This window comes from Acutalibacter intestini (assembly GCF_034334985.1).
Lineage (GTDB): Bacteria > Bacillota > Clostridia > Oscillospirales > Acutalibacteraceae > Acutalibacter > Acutalibacter intestini.
This window is the reverse complement of sequence record NZ_JAWXXL010000050.1, coordinates 1-17,876: the sequence shown is the minus strand read 5'-3', so window position 1 is coordinate 17,876 and position 17,876 is coordinate 1. Positions and strand designations below refer to the sequence as shown.

The following is a 17,876-nucleotide window of genomic DNA, read 5'->3' as shown; positions in this document are numbered from 1 at the left end:
TGGCTCGACAAATGTCGGAGACTCTGGAAAAACTGCGAACGTAAATTACAGAACTCTTTTCAAATGTTTTCTCTTGCCTTTATTCGTCTGCTCTTAAATAGATGCTAAACAGATTCTTAATATTGGTTAGTTCATTACACCTTCCATCATGACAGGTACCACCTTCCACCGAGAGCGTATAGTCTTCTCTTGGCGGAGGGCTTTTCAAAGCGACCTCAAATTCTGTCTATACTCTAACATCTCATCTTCATCGGTACTGTCGAAAATATCCTGCAGCTCACCGATTGCCTTATCCCGCTCATATGGCAGTCGAGCTACAAACGGAAAGTAGTTGGACACCGAGTTTGCAAAGAGGTGGGTACGGATATGCATATTTTCAATCAGGATTTGCAGTTCTTCAATACGCTCTTTTTCGTCAGCAGGAATAAATTTGCCCTGCTTTGCCATTTGATATAACTGTGTGTCGGGGAAGAGCGTCAGAGAATCGACCGAGATAAAATATGGGTTAAGCTGGCTGAAAACCTTTGCTGAGTTGATAGCGTTTCGCTGCCCATTTCCCTTCCCGGCCAGTCCAGTCATATAGACAAAATAGTATTCGATACCAGCTTTATCCAGCTTATAGCATTGCTCTATAATATCAGCGGACGTGTAGCCTTTATTTGCCAGCGCAAGGGTGGCGTCATCGCCGCTTTCAGTACCGATACTCAGTCCGTTGATGCCCATGGCCCGGAGCTTTTTGAGTTGCCAGACTTCCTTGTTCTTGATGTCCCGGATACTTGCAAACATGGCGATGGACTGACACTTAATGAGATACTCGCGAACGGTCAGGGCGCGCAGCTTAAGGTTCTCATAACTCATAGCGAATGGGTTTGCGCCGGTTAGGAAAATGCGCCGGGCATTAGGCTGGTAGCTTTTGATTTCCGCCAAATCTTCCTCAAATTCATCCATGGGAGACATCCGAAACTTCTCGTCTTTGTAGAGGCTGCAAAAGGTGCATTTGTTGTGGGTACAGCCGGAGGTTGCCTGCAAAATGACGGACTGTGATTCATACGGCGGCCGCCATGTTCTTCCTGTGAAATGCACGAGAATCCCCCCTTATAGGTGACGAAGATTCTTGCGGTAATCCCGTAATTTTTCTTCGCCTACCGTGTCAATGATTTTGCCGATGGCCGTAATCAGCGCGTCCCTATCCTCCGGCAGACGACCGTGAAACTGGAACGCATTGGAGGCTCCCAGCGCGGCAAATTCTGTTGTAATATCCAAACTTTCAATCAACGTGCGGATTTCCCGATACTTCTCCACTTCGCTTTCCTCCCGCCAGTTTCCCTGCTGGATTTCCTGATATAGTTCAGAATCCGGGTAGATTGTCAGCATATTGGCCCCGATGAGTTGTGGGTGCAGTTGATTACACACAGCAGCGGTAGCTTTCGCCCCAATCTCGCCCCGGCCCGCGCCGGAAATACCTACCAGATAGAAAAAGTTATAGCGGATACCGGCACTATCCAGCCGGGCGCACTGCTCCACAATGTCAGCGGCCCTATAACCTTTGTTCATGAAGTCCAACGCGCCATTATCGCCGGTTTCAATGCCGATGGTCAAACTATCATACCCGGCCTGGGCCAGCGCGGTCAGGTCGCTATCAGATTTTAGCGTTACGTCGGTAACCCGCGCAAAGCAGCCTATGGTCTGCACTGTGGGTACATATTTGCGTATGAGTTCAGCGACACCCAGCAGGCGCTCGGTTTTCAGCACAAAGGGATTTGCGCCGGTGAGGAAGGCCCGGTCGAATTGAAAACCTTCCCACTGTTTCAAAGTGCCGGCTACTTCCTGCAAACCGCACTCGATATCTTCCATTGGCGACATTCTAAACTTGAATGGCAGGTCGTTGTAGAGTGTGCAGAATTTGCACTTGTGGTGTGTACAGCCCGCCGTGACTTCCAACAGCAGCGAGGACGCTTCATAGGGTGGACGCCAGATGGTTCCTGTGAATTTCATGGTGATAACCTCCTTCGTTTTCACCCATTATAACCCGATACAAAATAGATTCAAGTACGGTACTTTTTTGTAGTACCTTGATTCATGCGGCACTATGCGTTATAATGTTAGCAAAGAGGTGTTGCCCTATGAGAAAAACCGAGCAAGCGGTTGAACGCTGCAAGACCATGTCCACGCTGCAAAAAATTCTTGGCGGCAAGTGGAAGTTGGAGATTCTCTATTATATTGCCTGTCATGATATTCGGCGCTTCGGCGCGTTGCGGCGGCAGTTGGGGGAGATTACGGAATCCTCGCTGACGAAGCAGCTGCGGGAGTTGGAGGCGGATGGGTTCCTTGTCCGCCATGACTTCCATGAGGTACCGCCGCGTGTGGAATACACATTGACGGAGTTGGGCAGGAGCTTTATGGATGTGATAGCCTATATGAAAACATGGGGCGATGAGAATTTGCCAGAGAACAAATGATAGGGGGATATTGTTGTGGAGGATAGGAGATTCACAAAACAGGACTGGAAACTTTTCAAGGAAAAATTACCTGGCTGGCAGGAAACCTACATGGATAAGCTCAACCGAGAGTACATGGAGATATTAAACGGTGAAGGCAATCCGTCTGATAAATTTTGGCGTTTGGAAAAGCGCATAAAAGAAGATAAGCGGAGTCCAGGTGTACAACTTCAGTTGACCCGGACTGATATGGTTTGGAATATTATTGCGCTGATAAATAATGAGGTTATTTCCTTGGAAGATTTGGATGGGTTTAGTGATACGCTCAAGGAAACCGTTGACCGAATTTTAGCGTGAGAGCGAATGCTTAATCAGGTTGATTGTATGTGGATTTTTCTTTTCTGCAGTATACTTTCCTCTATTGGGTAGTTCACTAGACCTATCATGGTGACAGATACCACCTTCCACCGAGAGGGCCTACTCCCCTCTTGGCGGGAGGCGGTTTCTTTTTCTCAACTTATAGCAACCCCACCTCCTTTCTCCTGCTTGCTTTTCGACCTTGCCCATACCGCCCCAAAACCTGTGATTCTGAGGCTTGCCCAAACTGGCCCCACGCTGGCCCGACACGGCCTGCGCCGGTATTGGCCGAGTGTTTCCAAGACCCAGCCATGCAAGTCCCGACACAGAGCCGCACAGGGGCCGGCAGGCGGCAATGAATGGCAAAGAAAAAGCGCACCGCGATTTGCGATGCACTCAGGGCTGGCATTCATTTTTCTGTCAAGCGTACCCGATATAGATGTCGTAGCAGTTCCCGCCGGTAGACTCATACAGAGAAAATCTTCGATTTGCTCTTATCCATAACATCGGTGATGTCCGGATCGTTCGCGTACCGGCTCAGCCTGCTGGCGATGTCCCTCTCCAGGCAGGTGCTGTGCGGCCCAGCCCCGATGGGGTTGTCCCAGCAGTCTACTGCGCTGCTCTCCAGCCGCAGGCCAAGGCCCTGGGCATAGCCTTGCGCGTAGCCTATCCAGTAGCCGATGTCGAAGGAGGGCTCCTCTATGGCCGGTTCCAGGGTCGGCGCGGCAGGTATAGGTGTGGGTGCTGATGGCTCTGACGTGGGCGCAGGCGTTGGTGTAGCCGCTGGAGTGGGAGTTGCTTTCACGGTAACTGTCATGGTGGCGTTAGGGTCGGTGTCAGACTGCTTTGGCGCAGGCGTGGGATCTGCTGCCGTTGGCGGTTCAGAAGGTTCCGTGCCTTGCGTATCGGTATCTTCTACGCTGGAGGTGGATGCCTATGAACTTTCTTGTATCTCGTGGGGAGAGGTGGTTTGATTATTGTTTCCATTTTTGCTGACGGATTTTCTGAGTATGGATACCGTCGGTTTGTAATTTATTCCAGTGATGATCTGCTCAAGGGTGACAGTTATATTGGTGGCAGCTTGGTCAGTTGCCGGGGTTGATTCAGCCTTTACCATGAGGGTCTGCTGTGCAGGCTCAGAGTCTGGAGGTGCTGTCTGGCACCCATTAACGCTCGCTAAGAGGGCTGTGGTCAGGAGGGCTGTTAGGGTTTTCTTCATGGATATCATCCTTTCTTGGAGTTTTTCTTGAGCACAAGGATACCACAAGATTTTGATAAGTCCAGACCAAATCCAAAGAAATACCCACTAAAGATGCTTTTGAAACTCTTGTCTGAATTGGGCAGAGCACGGGAATGGAACAGGCAATGGCTTTGGGGATATCTTGATTATTATCAAGATATTACTCTTGAGAATGAAAAAGCCGGTCGCTTGTTTGTGAGGGCTAACCTCCAGCGACCGGCTATGCATTTCTCGCCCTATTCTGTCATTGTGAGGGTTCGAATCTATTTTTCGCTTGCTTATATCCGTGTTTCGGCACTTTAGAAATCCAGCCTTCTGGGCATCAAAAAACCGCGCCACAGCGCGGTTTTTTGAGCGAATATCTTTTTTATATCCACAGGATGGCACGCCAGAAGGGATTCGAACCCCCGACCTTTTGGTTCGTAGCCAAACACTCTATCCAGCTGAGCTACTGGCGCTTATTCCAACTCCATTATTATACCTTCTGGTTCGCCATTTGTCAAGGGTTTATTTCAATTTCTTTGTGAAATTTTAGCAGCGCACAGCTGTATGGCCGCAGTACGCTAACGCCGTCCAGGTTCTCGCCCATCACAGGCTGGCCGCCGGATAGATCCAGCTTTAGCCCCTTAATGCTCTGCGGTCGGTCGCTGCGGTTTACAATGAGCAACAGGCTGTCCCGCCGGGCAGCGTTCATGGCCTGGGCTGGGGTAAGCCGGTACCTCTCTAGCACCAGCAGGTTGCCCTCGGTCCGCAGGGTGCGGTACCCTCCCTGGGCTAAAATATCTTTATGCGCTAAACGCATAGCCCCCAGGGCTTTATACCATGAAAGCAGGCTTTGGTCCTCCTGCCCCCATGGATAACAAGCTCTGTTAAAGGGGTCGCGGTAGCCCTCCATACCGGCCTCGTCCCCATAGTAGACACAGGGTACTCCCGGCAGTAAATACTGCAACATGGCCGCCAGCCTTAGCCGGGCCAGCCCTGTCTCACGCTGAGCGGGGCTTAGCCGCTGTTGGCTCTGCCACTCTCGGCCCCGGCTGCCCGCAGGTTCCCCCCCCAGTACGGTCAGAATCCGCTCGGTGTCATGGGTACCAATGTGGTTCATCAGCAGGTGCAGGCACTGGGGCGGATAGTTTTCCACAATGTTTTCAATAGCCTCCGCAAAATCCTTGGCGTCGCCTCCCAGAAGAAAACCTAGGATCGCGTCTCGGAAGGGGTAGTTCATCACGCTGTCCAGCTGCCCGCCTAAAAGATACCGCCTGCGCACACCGTAGGCAGACTTGTTGGAGGCATCCTCCCACACCTCGCCCAGCACCAGGGCGTCGGGTTTTTCAGCCTTAGCGGCAGCGGAGAGCCGGTCAATAAACAGATCGGGCAGTTCGTCGGCCACATCCAGCCGCCAGCCAGCGGCTCCAGCCCGTAGCCAGCGGCGGACAATGCCGTTTTCGCCGTTGATAAACTCATTAAATGCCGGGTTGGTCTCATTCACGTTGGGTAAAGTGTCGAAACCCCACCAGCTTTCATAGCAGCTGGGCCACTGCTGAAAGTTATACCAAGGGTAATAGGGAGATTCCTGGGAATGATAGGCCCCGGGATCTGGGTAGCGGCTCTCCCGGTTAAAGTACACGCTATCGCTGCCAGTGTGGCTGAATACCCCGTCGATCATGACCCGAATGCCCAGCTCTTGGGCGGCAGCGCATAAATTACGAAAATCTTCCTCGTTTCCCAATAAGGGATCTATTTTAGAGTAGTCGGCGGTATCATACCGGTGGTTGGAGTGGCTTTCAAACACGGGGTTTAGGTACAGGCAGGTGACCCCCAGCTCTTTTAAATAGGGCAGCTTCTGCTGTACCCCCAAAAGGTCGCCGCCAAAGAAGTCGCTGTTGGTCACAATCCCCTTTTCATTGGGCTGCCAGTGGGGCTGCTCGGTCCAGCTTTCGTGGTAGCTGCGCCCAGTGGGCACGTCGGTCTTTTCTTGGCCAGAGCGGCAGAACCGGTCTGGGAACACTTGGTACATAATTCCCCCGGCCAGCCAGTCAGGGGTTTTAAAGTCCTTTTGGCATACAGTCAGCTGCCAGCGCCAGGTGCCGCCAAAGGTGCCCCTTCCGTTTTCTCCCCGAGAGACCCGCTGCACGCCCCGGCAGGTGCGGGCTTCGAACTGATAGAAATAAAGGCCGGGAGAATCGGGAATAAAGTCACATTCCCACCATTCGCGGTTATGGCCGTTCATGCCACACCAGAACATCTCGCAGATGCTGGCCTCGGCTCCCTCCTTTTCCACAATAAGCCGGGCGGCAGAGCAAGAGAGATCCCGGGGCAGGGTGATGCGGAAATGAACAGCCGTGCCGGCCTCTACCGCACCGGTGGGGGAGCGGTATTTGGGGTTTCGGGAATGAAACATGTTTTTAAGCAACTCCTTCACTTACAGATATACGCCGGCTGTGTTTACAGCTCTACCTTAGCGGTCAGGTTCTTCTCCGGCGGCACGGGGCTGGCGTGCCAGATGTTCCCGGCGTAGTCCCGGATAGCCCTGTCGGCGGCAAAGCGCCCCGCCCCGGCAATGTTAACCAGGGACATCTTGTTCCAGCGGGCCTTGTCGTGGTACAGCTCCACCGCCCGGTCCTGGGCGGCCCGGTAGCTTTGGAAGTCCGCCAGGGCCATGTAGCGGTCCTGCTGGAGGATGGCGTTATAAATATCATGGAAGTTTTTGCCGCCAATGCCCTGGTTCAGGGTGTCCAGGGCCCGGCGCAGCTGCTGGTCGTGGTTATAGTGCTGGTAGGGGTGGTAGCCAGTGCGCTTCAGTTCCTCCACCTGGCTGGCGTTCATGCCAAAGAGCAGGATGTTCTCGCTGCCCACAGCCTCGTGAATCTCCACGTTGGCCCCGTCCAGGGTGCCCAGGGTAATAGCGCCGTTGATCATAAACTTCATGTTGCTGGTCCCGCTGGCCTCGGTACCGGCCAGGGAGATCTGCTCGCTGATCTCCGCAGCAGGGGTGAGAAGCTCGGCCCAAGTGACACAGTAGTTTTCTACAAAGACCACCTTCATCTTCTTGTTCACCCGCTCATCGTTGTTAATGACGTGGGCCAGGGCGGCAATGAACTGGATGATCTGCTTGGCAAAGTAATAGCCCGGCGCGGCCTTGGCCCCAAAGAACCAGGTGTGGGGGGTAAAGTCTGCCTGGGGGTTGTCCAGCAGCCACTGGTAGGTGGCCAGAATGGACAGGGCGTTCATGTGCTGGCGCTTGTACTCGTGCAGGCGCTTTACCTGTACGTCGAAGATAGAGCTGGGGTCTACCACGTCCCCCTGGCTATGCTTAACAAACTTGGCCAGCCGCTCCTTGTTGGCCTGCTTAATGGCTTGCAGCTTTTCCAGCACGGCGCCGTCGTTCTGGTATTTCAAAAGCTCGGAGAGACGGTTTGCGTCATAGATATAGTCGCTGCCAATGAGTTCGGTAAGAAGGGCCGAAAGCTGGGGGTTGGCCTGGCACAGCCAGCGCCGGTGGGCAATGCCGTTGGTAACGTTGATAAATTTCCGGGGCTCTTCTACATAGAAGTCATGGAACAGGTCGTCCTTGAGAATATCGCTGTGCAGGGCGGAAACGCCGTTTACATTGTGAGAGCCAATTACAGCCAAGTTGGCCATTTTCACATAGCCGTTCTGAATGGGGGCCATACGGGAGATTTTGCCGTGGTCCACGCCCTTATGCTTCATCACTTCCCAGAACCGGCGGTTAATCTCCTCAATGATCTGGTAGATACGGGGCAGGCGCATTTTCACCAGGTCGCACTTCCAGGTTTCCAGGGCCTCGCTCATCACCGTGTGGTTGGTATAGGCCACAGTGCTCGTTACAATCTCCCAGGCGGCCTCCCAGCTGTAGCCGCATTCGTCCAGCATCACCCGCATCATCTCGGGGATCGTAAGCACCGGGTGGGTGTCGTTTAGGTGGATGGCCGCCAGCTTCGGCAGCTCGTCCAGGTTGCTGTGGGCAAAAAGGTGCCGCCGGATGATGTCCTGGACAGAGGCGGACACCAAAAAGTACTGCTGCGAAAGCCGCAGCAGCTGGCCCTCGGTGTGGTCGTCCTCGGGGTACAGCACCTTGGTAATCACCTCGGCCATGGTCTGCTGCTCCATAGCGCGCATATAGTTTCCGCTGCCAAAGAGGTTCATATCAAACTGGTTGTTTTCAGCCTTCCACACCCGCAGCAGGCTGATGCCCCGGCCGTCTTTGCCAGAAACGTACAGGTCGAAGGGAATGGCCGTAACGGTGGTGTAGTCTTTGTGCTTTACCACATGGTACTGGTCGTTCCAGCGCTCCTCAATACGGCCGTCAAAGTGGACCTCCACCGCGCTTTCAGGCACCTGCTGCATCCAGACAGAGCCCCCCGGCAGCCAGAAGTCCGGCAGCTCGGTCTGCCAGCCGTCCACCAGCTTTTGGCGGAAAAGGCCGTACTCATACCGCAAAGAGTAGCCCATGGCCGGGTAGCCCTGGGTGGCCAAACCGTCCAAAAAACAGGCCGCCAGCCGCCCCAAACCGCCGTTGCCCAGGCCCGCGTCGGGCTCTTGCTCGTACAGGTGCTCCAGCTTAATGCCGTATTCGGAAAGGGCCTCCCGCACGTTTTCCTCCATGCCCAGGTTATACAGGTTGTTCCGCAAAGACCGGCCCAGCAGGAATTCCATACATAAATAATAGATATGCTTTGTCTTGGTACGTTCGGCGTTGGTATTGAACTCGGCGCGGCCTTTTGCCATCAGCTCCCGCACAATCAGGGCCACAGCCTTGTAATATTCCTCGTTGGTGGCGTTCTGCAAAGACACCCCGAAAGTATGGGACAGCTTGTCCCGAATCGCTTCTTTTATTTGTGATACAGACAGGGAATAGTTCATGAATAAGCCTCCTCCACAATATTAAGTGCACATCTCGCACAGAGTAACACAGCTGGAATCACATAGCGCAATATATGAATTATAAACTAAATTCCAGAAAAAAGCAAGGTCTATATTATTATAGGTTACATTATATAGCTTATAAGGATACTAGAATCCAGAAGATACTAGTATCCAGAAGCCCTGGGCAGCGGGGCATGAAAACCATGGTTCTCTCCAGAATTTCATAAAAACCTCTTTTCTATTCGCGGATTTTGTCATATAATAGAACCAGAACCATCAATCCGGAAAGGACGGGTCACTGTGGAAAAACGAAGGGTTCGACTGAATATAAACGGCGTGGTCTGCGGCGTGATTACCAATGAGAGCGGCGAGTACATGCAGACCCTGGCCGACGAGGTGGGCGGCCTGATGGGCCATGCCATGTCCGCTTCTCCGCTCATCACCCGGGAGGCGGCGGCTTTAACCGCGGCCCTAAGCCTTTGCGACGACTATCATAAGACCACCGACCGGGCCCAGGCCCTGGCCGAGCGGGTGGAGGAGCTGGAAGTGGAGGCCGAGCTGTGGCAAGAGGAGAAGGTGGAGCTGCTAAAGTCCGCTGTGGACACCCAGAAAGATGCCCAGCTGGCGGAAAAGGCCGCCCGGCTGGAGAGCGAAAACGGTATTTTAGAGGAGAACATCCAGCGCCTAAAGGTCTTTGAGGAAAAGGCCGCCCAGCTGGAAGAAGAAAACGCCGCCCTGCGCCAGGCTGCCGAAAACCCTGGCCCCACCCCCCGGGAGGGCCAGCTGGAAGGGGAAAACCAGGAACTGCGCCGCAAGCTGGAGCTGGTGATTGAAAAAGCCAAGCAGGGCCAGGAGGCCCTGCGCCAAGCCGAGGCACAGATAGAGGAGTCCCAAAGCCTGGAAGGGGAGCTGGAGGCCCTACAGGCCCGGCTGAATCATTTGGGGGACGCCGCCCAGGAGAATCAGGCGCTTAAGGAGAAGCTGGAAAAACTCACGGGAGAGGCCCAGGCCCAGGCGGAGAGCCTGCGCCAGGAGAACCAAGCCCTACAGGCCAAAGCCGCCCAGCTGGGGGACGCCGCCCAGGAGAATCAGGCGCTTAAGGAGAAGCTGGAAAAACTCACGGGAGAGGCCCAGGCCCAGGCGGAGAGCCTGCGCCAAGAGAACCAGGCCCTGCAAGCCAAAGCCGCCCAGCTGGGGGACGCCGCCCAGGAGAATCAGGCGCTTAAGGAGAAGCTGGAAAAACTCACGGGAGAGGCCCAGGCCCAGGCGGAGAGCCTGCGCCAGGAGAACCAGGCCCTGCAAGCCAAAGCCGCCCAGCTGGGGGACGCCGCCCAGGAAAATCAAGCGCTCAAGGAAAAGCTGGAAAAACTCACGGGAGAGGCCCAGGCCCAGGCGGAGAGCCTGCGCCAGGAGAACCAGGCCCTACAGGCCAAAGCCGCCCAGCTGGGGGACACTGCCCAGGAGAACCGGGAACTGCGGGCCCGCCTGGAAGAGCTGGAAAAGCTGCTAAGCCACAAAGAGCCGCAAACGCCCACTCCCCGGCAAAAGGAAGAACCCAAACCAGAGCCCACGCCCCTGGTACCGGAGCCGCCGGCAAAGGCCCCCACCCAGGAAGAGCCGCCCCAGAAGCCCAAGCCCCCCAAACGCCGCCGTAATCCCCTGCGTTTTGAGGATGACCTACAGCAGGAGGGGCTGGTGAGTTTCTTTGAAAAAGATGAGTAAAGAGCGTTTGCGGGTTCTGGCCCCCGCCGGAGGCTGGGAGCAGCTGCGGGCCGCTGTGTTCGCCGGGGCGGACGAGGTCTACCTGGGGGGGCGGGCCTTTGGGGCCCGGGCCAATGCCCAAAACTTTTCCCAGGAGGAGCTGCGTGGGGCCGCTGCTTTTTGTCACGCCCGGGGGGTGCGCCTGCACGTGACGGTGAACACCCTGTTAAAAGACAGCGAGCTGCCTGCCGCCCTGGAATTTGTGGAGTTTCTCTGCTCTTTGCCTGTGGACGCGGTGCTGGTGCAGGATATGGGTCTGTTTGCTCTGCTGCGGCAGAGGGCTCCGGCGCTGCCCCTGCATGCCTCCACACAGATGAGCCTGCATAATCCAGCGGGGGTTCGGCTGGTGCATGCGCTGGGTGCCAGCCGGGTGGTGCTGGCCCGGGAGCTCTCTTTGGAAGAGATTGAGCAGATTGCCAAGAGCTGCCCCGTGGAGCTGGAAAGCTTTGTCCACGGGGCCTTGTGCATGTGCGTCTCCGGCCAGTGCTACCTTAGCGCCGCCCTGGGGGGCCGCAGCGGAAACCGGGGCCAGTGCGCCCAGCCCTGCCGCCTGCCCTTTGCCGCGCCGGGGGGCACGGGCCACGACCTATCCTTAAAAGACCTTTCCTTTATTGGCCACCTGCACCGGCTGGCCCAGGCGGGGGTGTGCTCGGCGAAAATAGAGGGGCGCATGAAGCGGCCGGAATATGTGGCGGCGGCCACCGCGGCCTGCCGTTTGGCAGCGGATGGCAAGCCTGTGCCCCCAGAGCTTTTCCACAACCTGGAGGCAGTGTTTTCCTGCTCGGGCTTTACCAACGGGTACCTGACAGGGCATAGGGGCCGGGAAATGTTTGGAACCCGGCGTAAGGAGGACGTGACCGCTGCCACCCAGAAGGTGCTGGCAGGGCTGCGGGGGCTATATAGGGGCGAAGGGCAGAGGGTTTTGGTAAGCTTCAGCCTGGCCTCCACTGCCGGGGGCCTGTGCCTGACCGCCAGCGACCAAGAGGGCCGCTGTGCCGCTGCCCTGGCGCCGGTGGGGCTGAATACCGGGGCGCAGCCTGGCGTCCCGCTCCTAGATCCAGAGCGCTGCCGGGCCCAGCTGAGAAAGACCGGGGGCACGCCTTTCTTGGCGGAAAAGGTGGAGGTTCCAGAGGGGGGCGCGGCCATTTCCGTAAGCGGGCTGAACGCCCTGCGCCGCCAGGCCCTGGAAGCGCTGCTGGAAAAACGGACCCGGCGAGAGGCCGTTCCCTGGGAGAGAGGCGAAAACCGCCCCCTGTGGGCTCCTATTAAAGAGGCCGCTGGAGAGGCAGAGGGCCGCTTGGGCGATAGTTTGACCCTTCTTGGAGCGGGCCGGGAGACCGGGACGGCCCCGCCTTGGCATGACAAAGCGGCGGGGACCAGGACACAGCGGCATGTATGGGCCGCCCCAGAGGCTGGAGCACCGTCCCTTTTGGCAAAAAAACAGTGTCCCGCCAAAACGAAGGAGGAGCGGCTAACCGGGAAAAGCGCCCCCGCCGCGCTGCGCGTTTGTTTTCGTTCCGTGGAACAGCTGCCGCCCAGGGAGGCCCTGAAGGACTGCGCCCAGCTGGCCTTGCCCCTGGAGACGCCTCTGCCTGTTTTAGAACGGCTGCAAGAGGCGGAGGGACCCCAGCTGGTGCTGGAGCTGCCCCGGGCTCTTTTTGGCCAAGAGGATCAGGTGCGCCGCCTTATAGAAGAGCGCATGCACCGGGGCTTTGGGCAGTTTACCTGCGGAAACCTGGGGGCCCTGGCCCTGTGCCGGGAGCTGGGGGCCAGGGCCCATGGCGCCTTTTCTTTAAATATTACTAATTCCGCGGCCCTAGAGGCTTTTGCCGCCCTAGGGCTGGAAAGCGCCGAGGCCAGCTTCGAACTTTCCGGCCGGGAATTTCGGGGTCTCAAGCGGGGAATCCTGCCTCTGGGGGCCATGGTCTACGGCCGCCAAGCTCTGATGCTGACCCGAAACTGCCCCCTGGCCCATTCCCCCATAGGCTGCCTGGGATGCAAAACCCCCGGGGCCCTTACTGACCGCAAGGGGGTGAAATTTCCGGTGGTGTGCCGGGAGCAGGGCCGGTTTGGCAGCGAACTGCTGAACAGCGTGCCGCTGTGGCTGGGTGGAGAAGAGCTGGCGGCAGACTTTCTGCTGCTAAGATTTACCGTGGAAAGCCCCGTGGAATGTGGAAAGGTGCTGGAAGCGTTCCGGCAGGGCAAAAAGCCGGAAGGGCCCCATACCAGCGGGCTTTTCCGCCGTGGTGTGGAATGATCGGTGGAATGTGGAAAACTATGTGGAAATGGTGGATTATGTAGACCAAACGCCGCCACCCCAAAACCTTTGGCAAAAGGGCTGGCTGTTGGGGGTTGCTCTAAAAACTTTTTGTTCGGGCGGGCAAAGGCGCTGCGGCCGAAAAAGCCCTTGACGGGGCTGCTATCATACGGTATGATATTTTTTGAGGGAGGGAAGCCGGATGGCGGAGGACTTTGGCAGTTTAAGCGATATCCAGTTGGTCCAGCTGGTGGGCCAGGGAGAACCAGAGGCCTTTGTGGAGCTAAGCGCCCGGTACCTGTGGCTGCTGCAGGAAAAGGCGCGGCAGTTTTCGGGCCTGGAGCATGAGGACCTGGTGCAAGAGGGCTTTTTAGCCCTGTACGCCGCCGCCCTTTCTTATCGGGAGGGGGGGGGAGCCAGCTTTTCCACATATGCGGGTGTGTGCGTGTTCAACCGTATGGCCAAGGCTGCCCGCCGCCATGGCAGCCCAGGCAACCGGACCCTCAATGAGTCTCTATCGTTAGACAGCGCGGGAAACCTTCCGGCTGGGGCTGGCCCCCAGGATCTGTTGGAGCTGCGCGAAGGCTTTGCCGCCATGCGCCAGCGGATCGACCAGGCTTTGACGCCCCTGGAACGCCAGGCGCTGGCCTTGTATCTAGGAGGCTACAAGCGGGAGGAAATTCCAGGGCGAAGCGGCATGACGCTAAAGGCCTTTGACAATGCTTTATACCGGGCGCGGGTAAAGCTAAGCCAGCTAAAAGGCCAGCGGTAAAACAGAAAAAAACAGGGATTGCAGAGAAAAATCATGACAGAAACGCATGGAAAACGAGGTGGGTTTTTATGTATCAGGAGAAAACGCTGATCTGTAAAGAATGCGGAAAAGAGTTCCCGTTTACTGCGGGAGAGCAGGAGTTTTATGAGGAAAAAGGGTTCAATAACCCGCCAAAACGGTGCAAGGACTGCCGCCGGATGGGGAAACGTCCGGTAGCCTATATAGGCGTGTGCGCCGCCTGTGGAAAAGAGGCGCGGCTGCCCTTTGAACCCAGGGAGGAGCGGCCGGTTTATTGTAGCGAGTGCTATGCGCAAATGCGGGCGGAATACGCGGAAAAACGGCGGTAAAGAGGAAAGAAAGCGGTGCAAAAGCGCCGCTTTTTTTGTTGAGAACCGGGCTTGCCCGGTATAAGCCGCTTATTTTCCCTTTTCCTGGCGCTTCCGCATGTTCCGCCAGCTGATGAAGCCGTAGAGGTCATTGACAAAAAATGCGGAAAAGCACACGGCTACCGGCAGGTAACGCAAGCTGGAAAAAGCGGCCAGCGTCCATAAAAGGATGAGGATCAGGTCATTGGCCGCATAGGCTATGGCATAGTACGGGCTGCGGCGAAAGGTGAGGTATACGGCCGCAAAACTGGTGGTAACCGAGAGGGTGCTGGGCAGCAGGTTTGCTGTGTGAAAAGCCGCTAAAATGTAGTAAAATCCCCAGGTAACCGCCCCGGTAAGGGGGAGCATAAAGACTAGTTCGCGCGGGGATAGGCGGTTCGCTTTTACCTGTGCCCGGTTGCCCTGATAGGGGTTTTTAAGCCAGGAAATGAGCGCAAAAATAGACATGGGGGCAGTCATGCCCAGGTAGGTGATCATTTCTCCATAGTAGGAAAACCCATAGGAAATGACCCCATAAAGAGCGCTGAAAACCACCATGAGCAGCTGGCCCATGGGGTTTCCTTTGGCGCAAAAGATTAAAGCGGTGACGCCCAGAATGGAGGCGGATAGGGAGAGAATGTTTTGCCCGTCAAAGAGAAGAAACGCGGCCGTAATGGCGAACACAGAGACAGCCCAAAGGGTGATTTCCCCTTTGCCAAAGTGGTGAAAAATCCATTTTAATTTCATAAAAACCTCCATGACGCAAAAAAAGCATCCGCGCGCACATCTTCTAAGACCTAACGATGTGTACCGAATGCTTTCGCATTTTCTACCCGGTGGCAGTGAATTATTTGAATATAGGATAGCAGAATTCAGGGCGGTTGTCAAGCTTTATAAGGCCTAAGGCAACCCCGCACCATTCGCGGGTGGCGCCTTAAGCACCGTCTTGCTTGCAGATTTTCCGTGATAGGGCACAGCTTTCGCTGGTCAATGGTGAGATGGACGGCGCTCAATCTGTACCCTCTCACGAAAAATCTGACTGCACAATACGGTACTTAGAATTGTGCGGTATTGCCCTAAAACAAATGGGATACCGCGGCGGTGCGGTGGGTGTCGGTGGGAAGAAGGGAATAGAGGGTTAGATCCACAATGCCCTTGTCGGGCCAGAAAAATCCCTCGCGGATGGTGCCCTCCCGGACAAAGCCGCAGCGCTCCAGCACCAGTACGCCCCGGTAGTTGGTGGGCAGCACATAGGCCTGAATCCTGTGCACCCCAATAGAGCCCATCAGGTAGTCCACAGCGGCCCGCACCGCGTCTGTGGCATAGCTGTGGCCTGTGAACTGGCGCCCCAGGGTGAAGCGGATGGTGGCGGACTGGATCTGGGGGTCAATATTGTAGATCTCAAAAATGCCCGCCAGGGGGTTGCCCCCGCCCTTTGGGTAGATGCCCAGCAAAATGGCGGCCCGGTCGCGAAACATGGCGTCCGCCTGAAGGAGCTTTCGGGCGCAGTGGGCCGGGCTGGGCAGGGGGCCGGTGGGGGCGTAGCGGAAGTTTTCCTCGTCCCCCAGCACGGCCCACAGGGCCTCCAGGTCCAGCTCGGTCATCCGGGCCAGGGTTACCTTTTGGCCGGAGAAAAAGGGAAAGCTGGAAAACAGCAGGCTGGTGTTCATGGGGCTACCTCGTCCAGCAGGGCGGGGAGCTCTTTAATACTGTTAATAGAGAGGGCCCCCGGCGCCTGCCCAAAGCCATAGGCCGCGTGGATAAAGGGCGTTCCGGCTTTTTGGGCGGCCTGCTGGTCCATGGCCGTGTCGCCCACATAAATGGGGTGAGAAAGCCTGTTGCGTTTGGCCACCAGACAGATGTTTTCCCACTTTTCCAGGCCGCTGCGGCCAATGCACTCCCAGTCGGTAAAAAGGTTTCCCAGCTTGTGGGCCTCTAAAAAGCAGGGAATATATTCCATATTACAGTTGCTGACAATAAAAAGGGGCAGCCGCCGCGCCAGGGCGCTTAGGGTTTCCCCCATGCCGGGGTAAAGGTCGCCGCCGTGGGTCCGCAGATAGTCGTTTTCCACAGCGCAACATTTTTCAAAGAGGACTTCTCCCCGCTGGGGAGAGAGATGGGGGAAAAGGGCGGCCATTAGCTGGGGCGCAGTCATACCCATCACGCTTTTCAGCTCTTGGCGGGTGGGGGGGCGGGGAATGTCCGGCTGACCAGAGAGAGCCAGCCGCCAGGTTTCAGTAAGGGCCCGGGTGGCGTCCCAAAGGGTGCCGTCCAGGTCAAAAATTACACCGTCGCAATTCATAAGCACAGGTCCTTTCTTAGAGATAAAACCAAAAAGAGTTATAGAAAAGAGCGGGCTGTTTCCGCTAGAGAAAGGCCCAGGGCGCCTTACGCCTCCCCAATGAAATCATAGGGCACCTGCTGGTATACGTAATAATTCAGCCAATTGGCCACCAGCAGGTGGGCGTTGCTGCGCCAGGTAAAAGCCGGGGTGCGGCTGGGGTCGTCACCCGGGAAATAGTTATAGGGGATTTCCGGGTCCAGGCCTTTGTTTAGATCCCGGAAGTACTCTTTGGCCAAGGTGTCCCGGTCATACTCGGCGTGGCCGGTAACAAAGAACCGCCGGCCGCCCCGTTCGGCAATGATGTGCAGCCCGGCCCGGCGGGAAACCGCCAGGGGAATCAGCTCCCGGCAGCGCTGAACATCCTCCAGTAGCACCTGGGTGTAACGGGAATGGGGGGCAAAGTAGTTGTCGTCAAAGCCCCGCATCAGGGGATGATAGGGATTGAGCACCTGATGGTTGTAAATACCGCTAAGCTTTTTTTCTAAAGGGAACTTCTGGATGCCATAATGATAATACAGCCCCGCCTGGGCGCCCCAACAAATATATAGGGTAGAGTACACGTTCTGTTTGGCCCATTCCATAATGGCGCACATTTCGTCCCAGTAGTCCACCTGCTCAAAGGGCAGCTTTTCCAGCGGCGCGCCGGTCACAATGAGGCCGTCGAAGCGCTGGCCGCGAACATCGCGGAAGGTCTTATAAAACTTGTTAAGATGGGAGACGCTGGTGTTTTTGCTGATGTGAGTGGCGGGGTGCAGCAGTTCCACGTCCACTTGAAGAGGGGTGTTGCCCAGCAGGCGCAAAAGCTGGGTTTCGGTTTCAATCTTGGTGGGCATCAGGTTCAGAATGCCAATTTTCAGGGGGCGAATGTCCTGGCCTGCGGCCCGTTCATGGGTCATAACAAAGATATTCTCGGACTCCAGTACCTCAATGGCAGGCAGCTCGGCCTGGATGCGAATGGGCATGAAAACACGTCCTTTGTAAAAAAATGGAAAAATTTGAAAAAAAGGGTTGACTTTTGGGATGAGTAGGGGTATAATACGTCTTGCTGCTCAACCAAACGACAAAATTCGGTAAGGCAGCAAGGTGATTATATCACATAAAAGCCTAGGTTGTATAGAGGCTGGAGAGAAAAAGTGAGTCAAAAAACTTTTTGAAAAAAATTGAAAAAAGCACTTGACAAACGAAAGCCGATGTGATATGATAGTCAAGCGCTCGAGGGAAACGGAAAAAACGAAAGCGAAGCCAAGAGGCCGGAAGGCCAGGAGCGAAGCGGGTTTGAGAGGTTTCCGGAAGAGAGCGAAAAGCGGAAAAGCGAGCTAAGATAGAGTGGTAGCAAGCAGGACCGCAAAGAGAGATAGGACCTTGAAAATTAAACAACGAGAAGAAGAAAGAACCCGTGAATTCTTGAAAGAGTTGAGAGACTCCTTTAAGAAGGAAACAGGAAGCAGAACCTGAAGA

General features: G+C 55.8%; 18 protein-coding genes, 1 tRNA gene and 1 pseudogene. 8 read left to right on the top strand and 12 right to left on the bottom strand.

Annotation, left to right across the window (positions count from 1 at the left end; all coding sequences use genetic code 11):
- Positions 1-108, top strand: a pseudogene (locus U8U68_RS19805) (IS5/IS1182 family transposase); the annotation flags it as partial.
- A 96-nt stretch (positions 109-204) separates the two neighbouring features.
- Here the strand turns inward: U8U68_RS19805 and U8U68_RS19800 are convergent.
- Positions 205-1,083: a radical SAM protein gene (locus U8U68_RS19800; protein WP_322203894.1), complete on the bottom strand. Its 879-nt coding sequence runs from the start codon at positions 1,081-1,083 to the stop codon at positions 205-207.
- A gap of 12 nt (positions 1,084-1,095) precedes the next feature.
- A complete protein-coding gene (locus U8U68_RS19795) occupies positions 1,096-1,995 on the bottom strand; it encodes a radical SAM protein (RefSeq protein WP_322203892.1) in 900 nt (299 codons plus the stop codon).
- Between the two features lie 128 nt (positions 1,996-2,123).
- On the opposite strand from U8U68_RS19795, the gene U8U68_RS19790 reads away from it, so the two are divergent.
- Together U8U68_RS19790 and U8U68_RS19785 are read left to right on the top strand one after the other, a co-directional pair.
- Entirely contained in the window at positions 2,124-2,459 is a 336-nt protein-coding gene (locus U8U68_RS19790; protein ID WP_322203890.1) for a winged helix-turn-helix transcriptional regulator, read from the top strand.
- Between the two features lie 15 nt (positions 2,460-2,474).
- Positions 2,475-2,795 (top strand): multidrug transporter, encoded by a 321-nt coding sequence (locus tag U8U68_RS19785; RefSeq protein ID WP_322203888.1) that lies wholly within the window; start codon positions 2,475-2,477, stop codon positions 2,793-2,795.
- A 466-nt stretch (positions 2,796-3,261) separates the two neighbouring features.
- On the opposite strand, the gene U8U68_RS19780 is transcribed toward U8U68_RS19785, so the two are convergent.
- Together U8U68_RS19780 and U8U68_RS19775 are read right to left on the bottom strand one after the other, a co-directional pair.
- Entirely contained in the window at positions 3,262-3,600 is a 339-nt protein-coding gene (locus tag U8U68_RS19780; protein ID WP_322203886.1) for a hypothetical protein, read from the bottom strand.
- Positions 3,601-3,729: 129 nt separating this feature from the next.
- Positions 3,730-4,014: a hypothetical protein gene (locus U8U68_RS19775; RefSeq protein ID WP_322203884.1), complete on the bottom strand. Its 285-nt coding sequence runs from the start codon at positions 4,012-4,014 to the stop codon at positions 3,730-3,732.
- A gap of 27 nt (positions 4,015-4,041) precedes the next feature.
- On the opposite strand from U8U68_RS19775, the gene U8U68_RS19770 reads away from it, so the two are divergent.
- Positions 4,042-4,338: a hypothetical protein gene (locus U8U68_RS19770; protein ID WP_322203882.1), complete on the top strand. Its 297-nt coding sequence runs from the start codon at positions 4,042-4,044 to the stop codon at positions 4,336-4,338.
- A gap of 78 nt (positions 4,339-4,416) precedes the next feature.
- Here U8U68_RS19770 and U8U68_RS19765 read toward each other — a convergent pair.
- The 3 genes from U8U68_RS19765 to U8U68_RS19755 all read right to left on the bottom strand — a co-directional run bounded on the left by U8U68_RS19765 (position 4,417) and on the right by U8U68_RS19755 (position 8,916).
- A tRNA-Arg gene (locus U8U68_RS19765) sits at positions 4,417-4,493 on the bottom strand.
- Positions 4,494-4,534: 41 nt separating this feature from the next.
- Positions 4,535-6,433 carry a glycoside hydrolase family 13 protein gene (locus tag U8U68_RS19760; RefSeq protein WP_322203879.1) on the bottom strand — a complete coding sequence of 633 codons (1,899 nt, stop codon included), beginning with the start codon at positions 6,431-6,433 and terminating at the stop codon, positions 4,535-4,537.
- A 44-nt stretch (positions 6,434-6,477) separates the two neighbouring features.
- Positions 6,478-8,916 carry a glycogen/starch/alpha-glucan phosphorylase gene (locus tag U8U68_RS19755; protein WP_322203877.1) on the bottom strand — a complete coding sequence of 813 codons (2,439 nt, stop codon included), beginning with the start codon at positions 8,914-8,916 and terminating at the stop codon, positions 6,478-6,480.
- 303 nt (positions 8,917-9,219) lie between these two features.
- Here U8U68_RS19755 and zapA point away from each other — a divergent pair, with 303 nt between their 5' ends.
- The 4 genes from zapA (at position 9,220) to U8U68_RS19735 (ending at position 14,056) form a co-directional block, all read left to right on the top strand.
- Positions 9,220-10,641, top strand: a complete 1,422-nt coding sequence (gene zapA, locus U8U68_RS19750) for a cell division protein ZapA (RefSeq protein ID WP_322203875.1) — start codon at positions 9,220-9,222, stop codon at positions 10,639-10,641.
- Positions 10,634-12,937: a peptidase U32 family protein gene (locus U8U68_RS19745; protein ID WP_322203896.1), complete on the top strand. Its 2,304-nt coding sequence runs from the start codon at positions 10,634-10,636 to the stop codon at positions 12,935-12,937. Before zapA ends, U8U68_RS19745 begins: the two co-directional genes overlap by 8 nt.
- A 202-nt stretch (positions 12,938-13,139) precedes the next feature.
- The gene (locus U8U68_RS19740; RefSeq protein WP_322203874.1) at positions 13,140-13,709 is read left to right on the top strand and encodes a sigma-70 family RNA polymerase sigma factor; all 570 of its coding nucleotides are present in this window, start codon (positions 13,140-13,142) and stop codon (positions 13,707-13,709) included.
- A 68-nt stretch (positions 13,710-13,777) separates the two neighbouring features.
- Complete coding sequence (locus U8U68_RS19735; RefSeq protein WP_322203872.1) at positions 13,778-14,056, top strand: zinc-ribbon domain containing protein; 279 nt, start codon at positions 13,778-13,780, stop codon at positions 14,054-14,056.
- A gap of 69 nt (positions 14,057-14,125) precedes the next feature.
- Here U8U68_RS19735 and pnuC read toward each other — a convergent pair whose 3' ends face one another.
- The 5 genes from pnuC to U8U68_RS19710 all read right to left on the bottom strand — a co-directional run.
- Entirely contained in the window at positions 14,126-14,821 is a 696-nt protein-coding gene (gene pnuC, locus U8U68_RS19730; protein WP_322203870.1) for a nicotinamide riboside transporter PnuC, read from the bottom strand.
- A gap of 329 nt (positions 14,822-15,150) precedes the next feature.
- On the bottom strand, positions 15,151-15,744 hold the full coding sequence (locus U8U68_RS19725) for a GNAT family N-acetyltransferase (protein ID WP_322203868.1): 594 nt from the start codon (positions 15,742-15,744) through the stop codon (positions 15,151-15,153).
- A complete protein-coding gene (locus tag U8U68_RS19720) occupies positions 15,741-16,376 on the bottom strand; it encodes an HAD family hydrolase (protein ID WP_322203866.1) in 636 nt (211 codons plus the stop codon). The genes U8U68_RS19725 and U8U68_RS19720 overlap by 4 nt, the downstream gene beginning before the upstream one ends.
- Before the next feature lie 86 nt (positions 16,377-16,462).
- Entirely contained in the window at positions 16,463-17,380 is a 918-nt protein-coding gene (gene metA, locus U8U68_RS19715) for a homoserine O-acetyltransferase MetA (RefSeq protein WP_322203864.1), read from the bottom strand.
- A gap of 142 nt (positions 17,381-17,522) precedes the next feature.
- On the bottom strand, positions 17,523-17,876 hold a 354-nt coding region (locus tag U8U68_RS19710), incomplete at its 5' end, for a hypothetical protein (protein WP_322203862.1).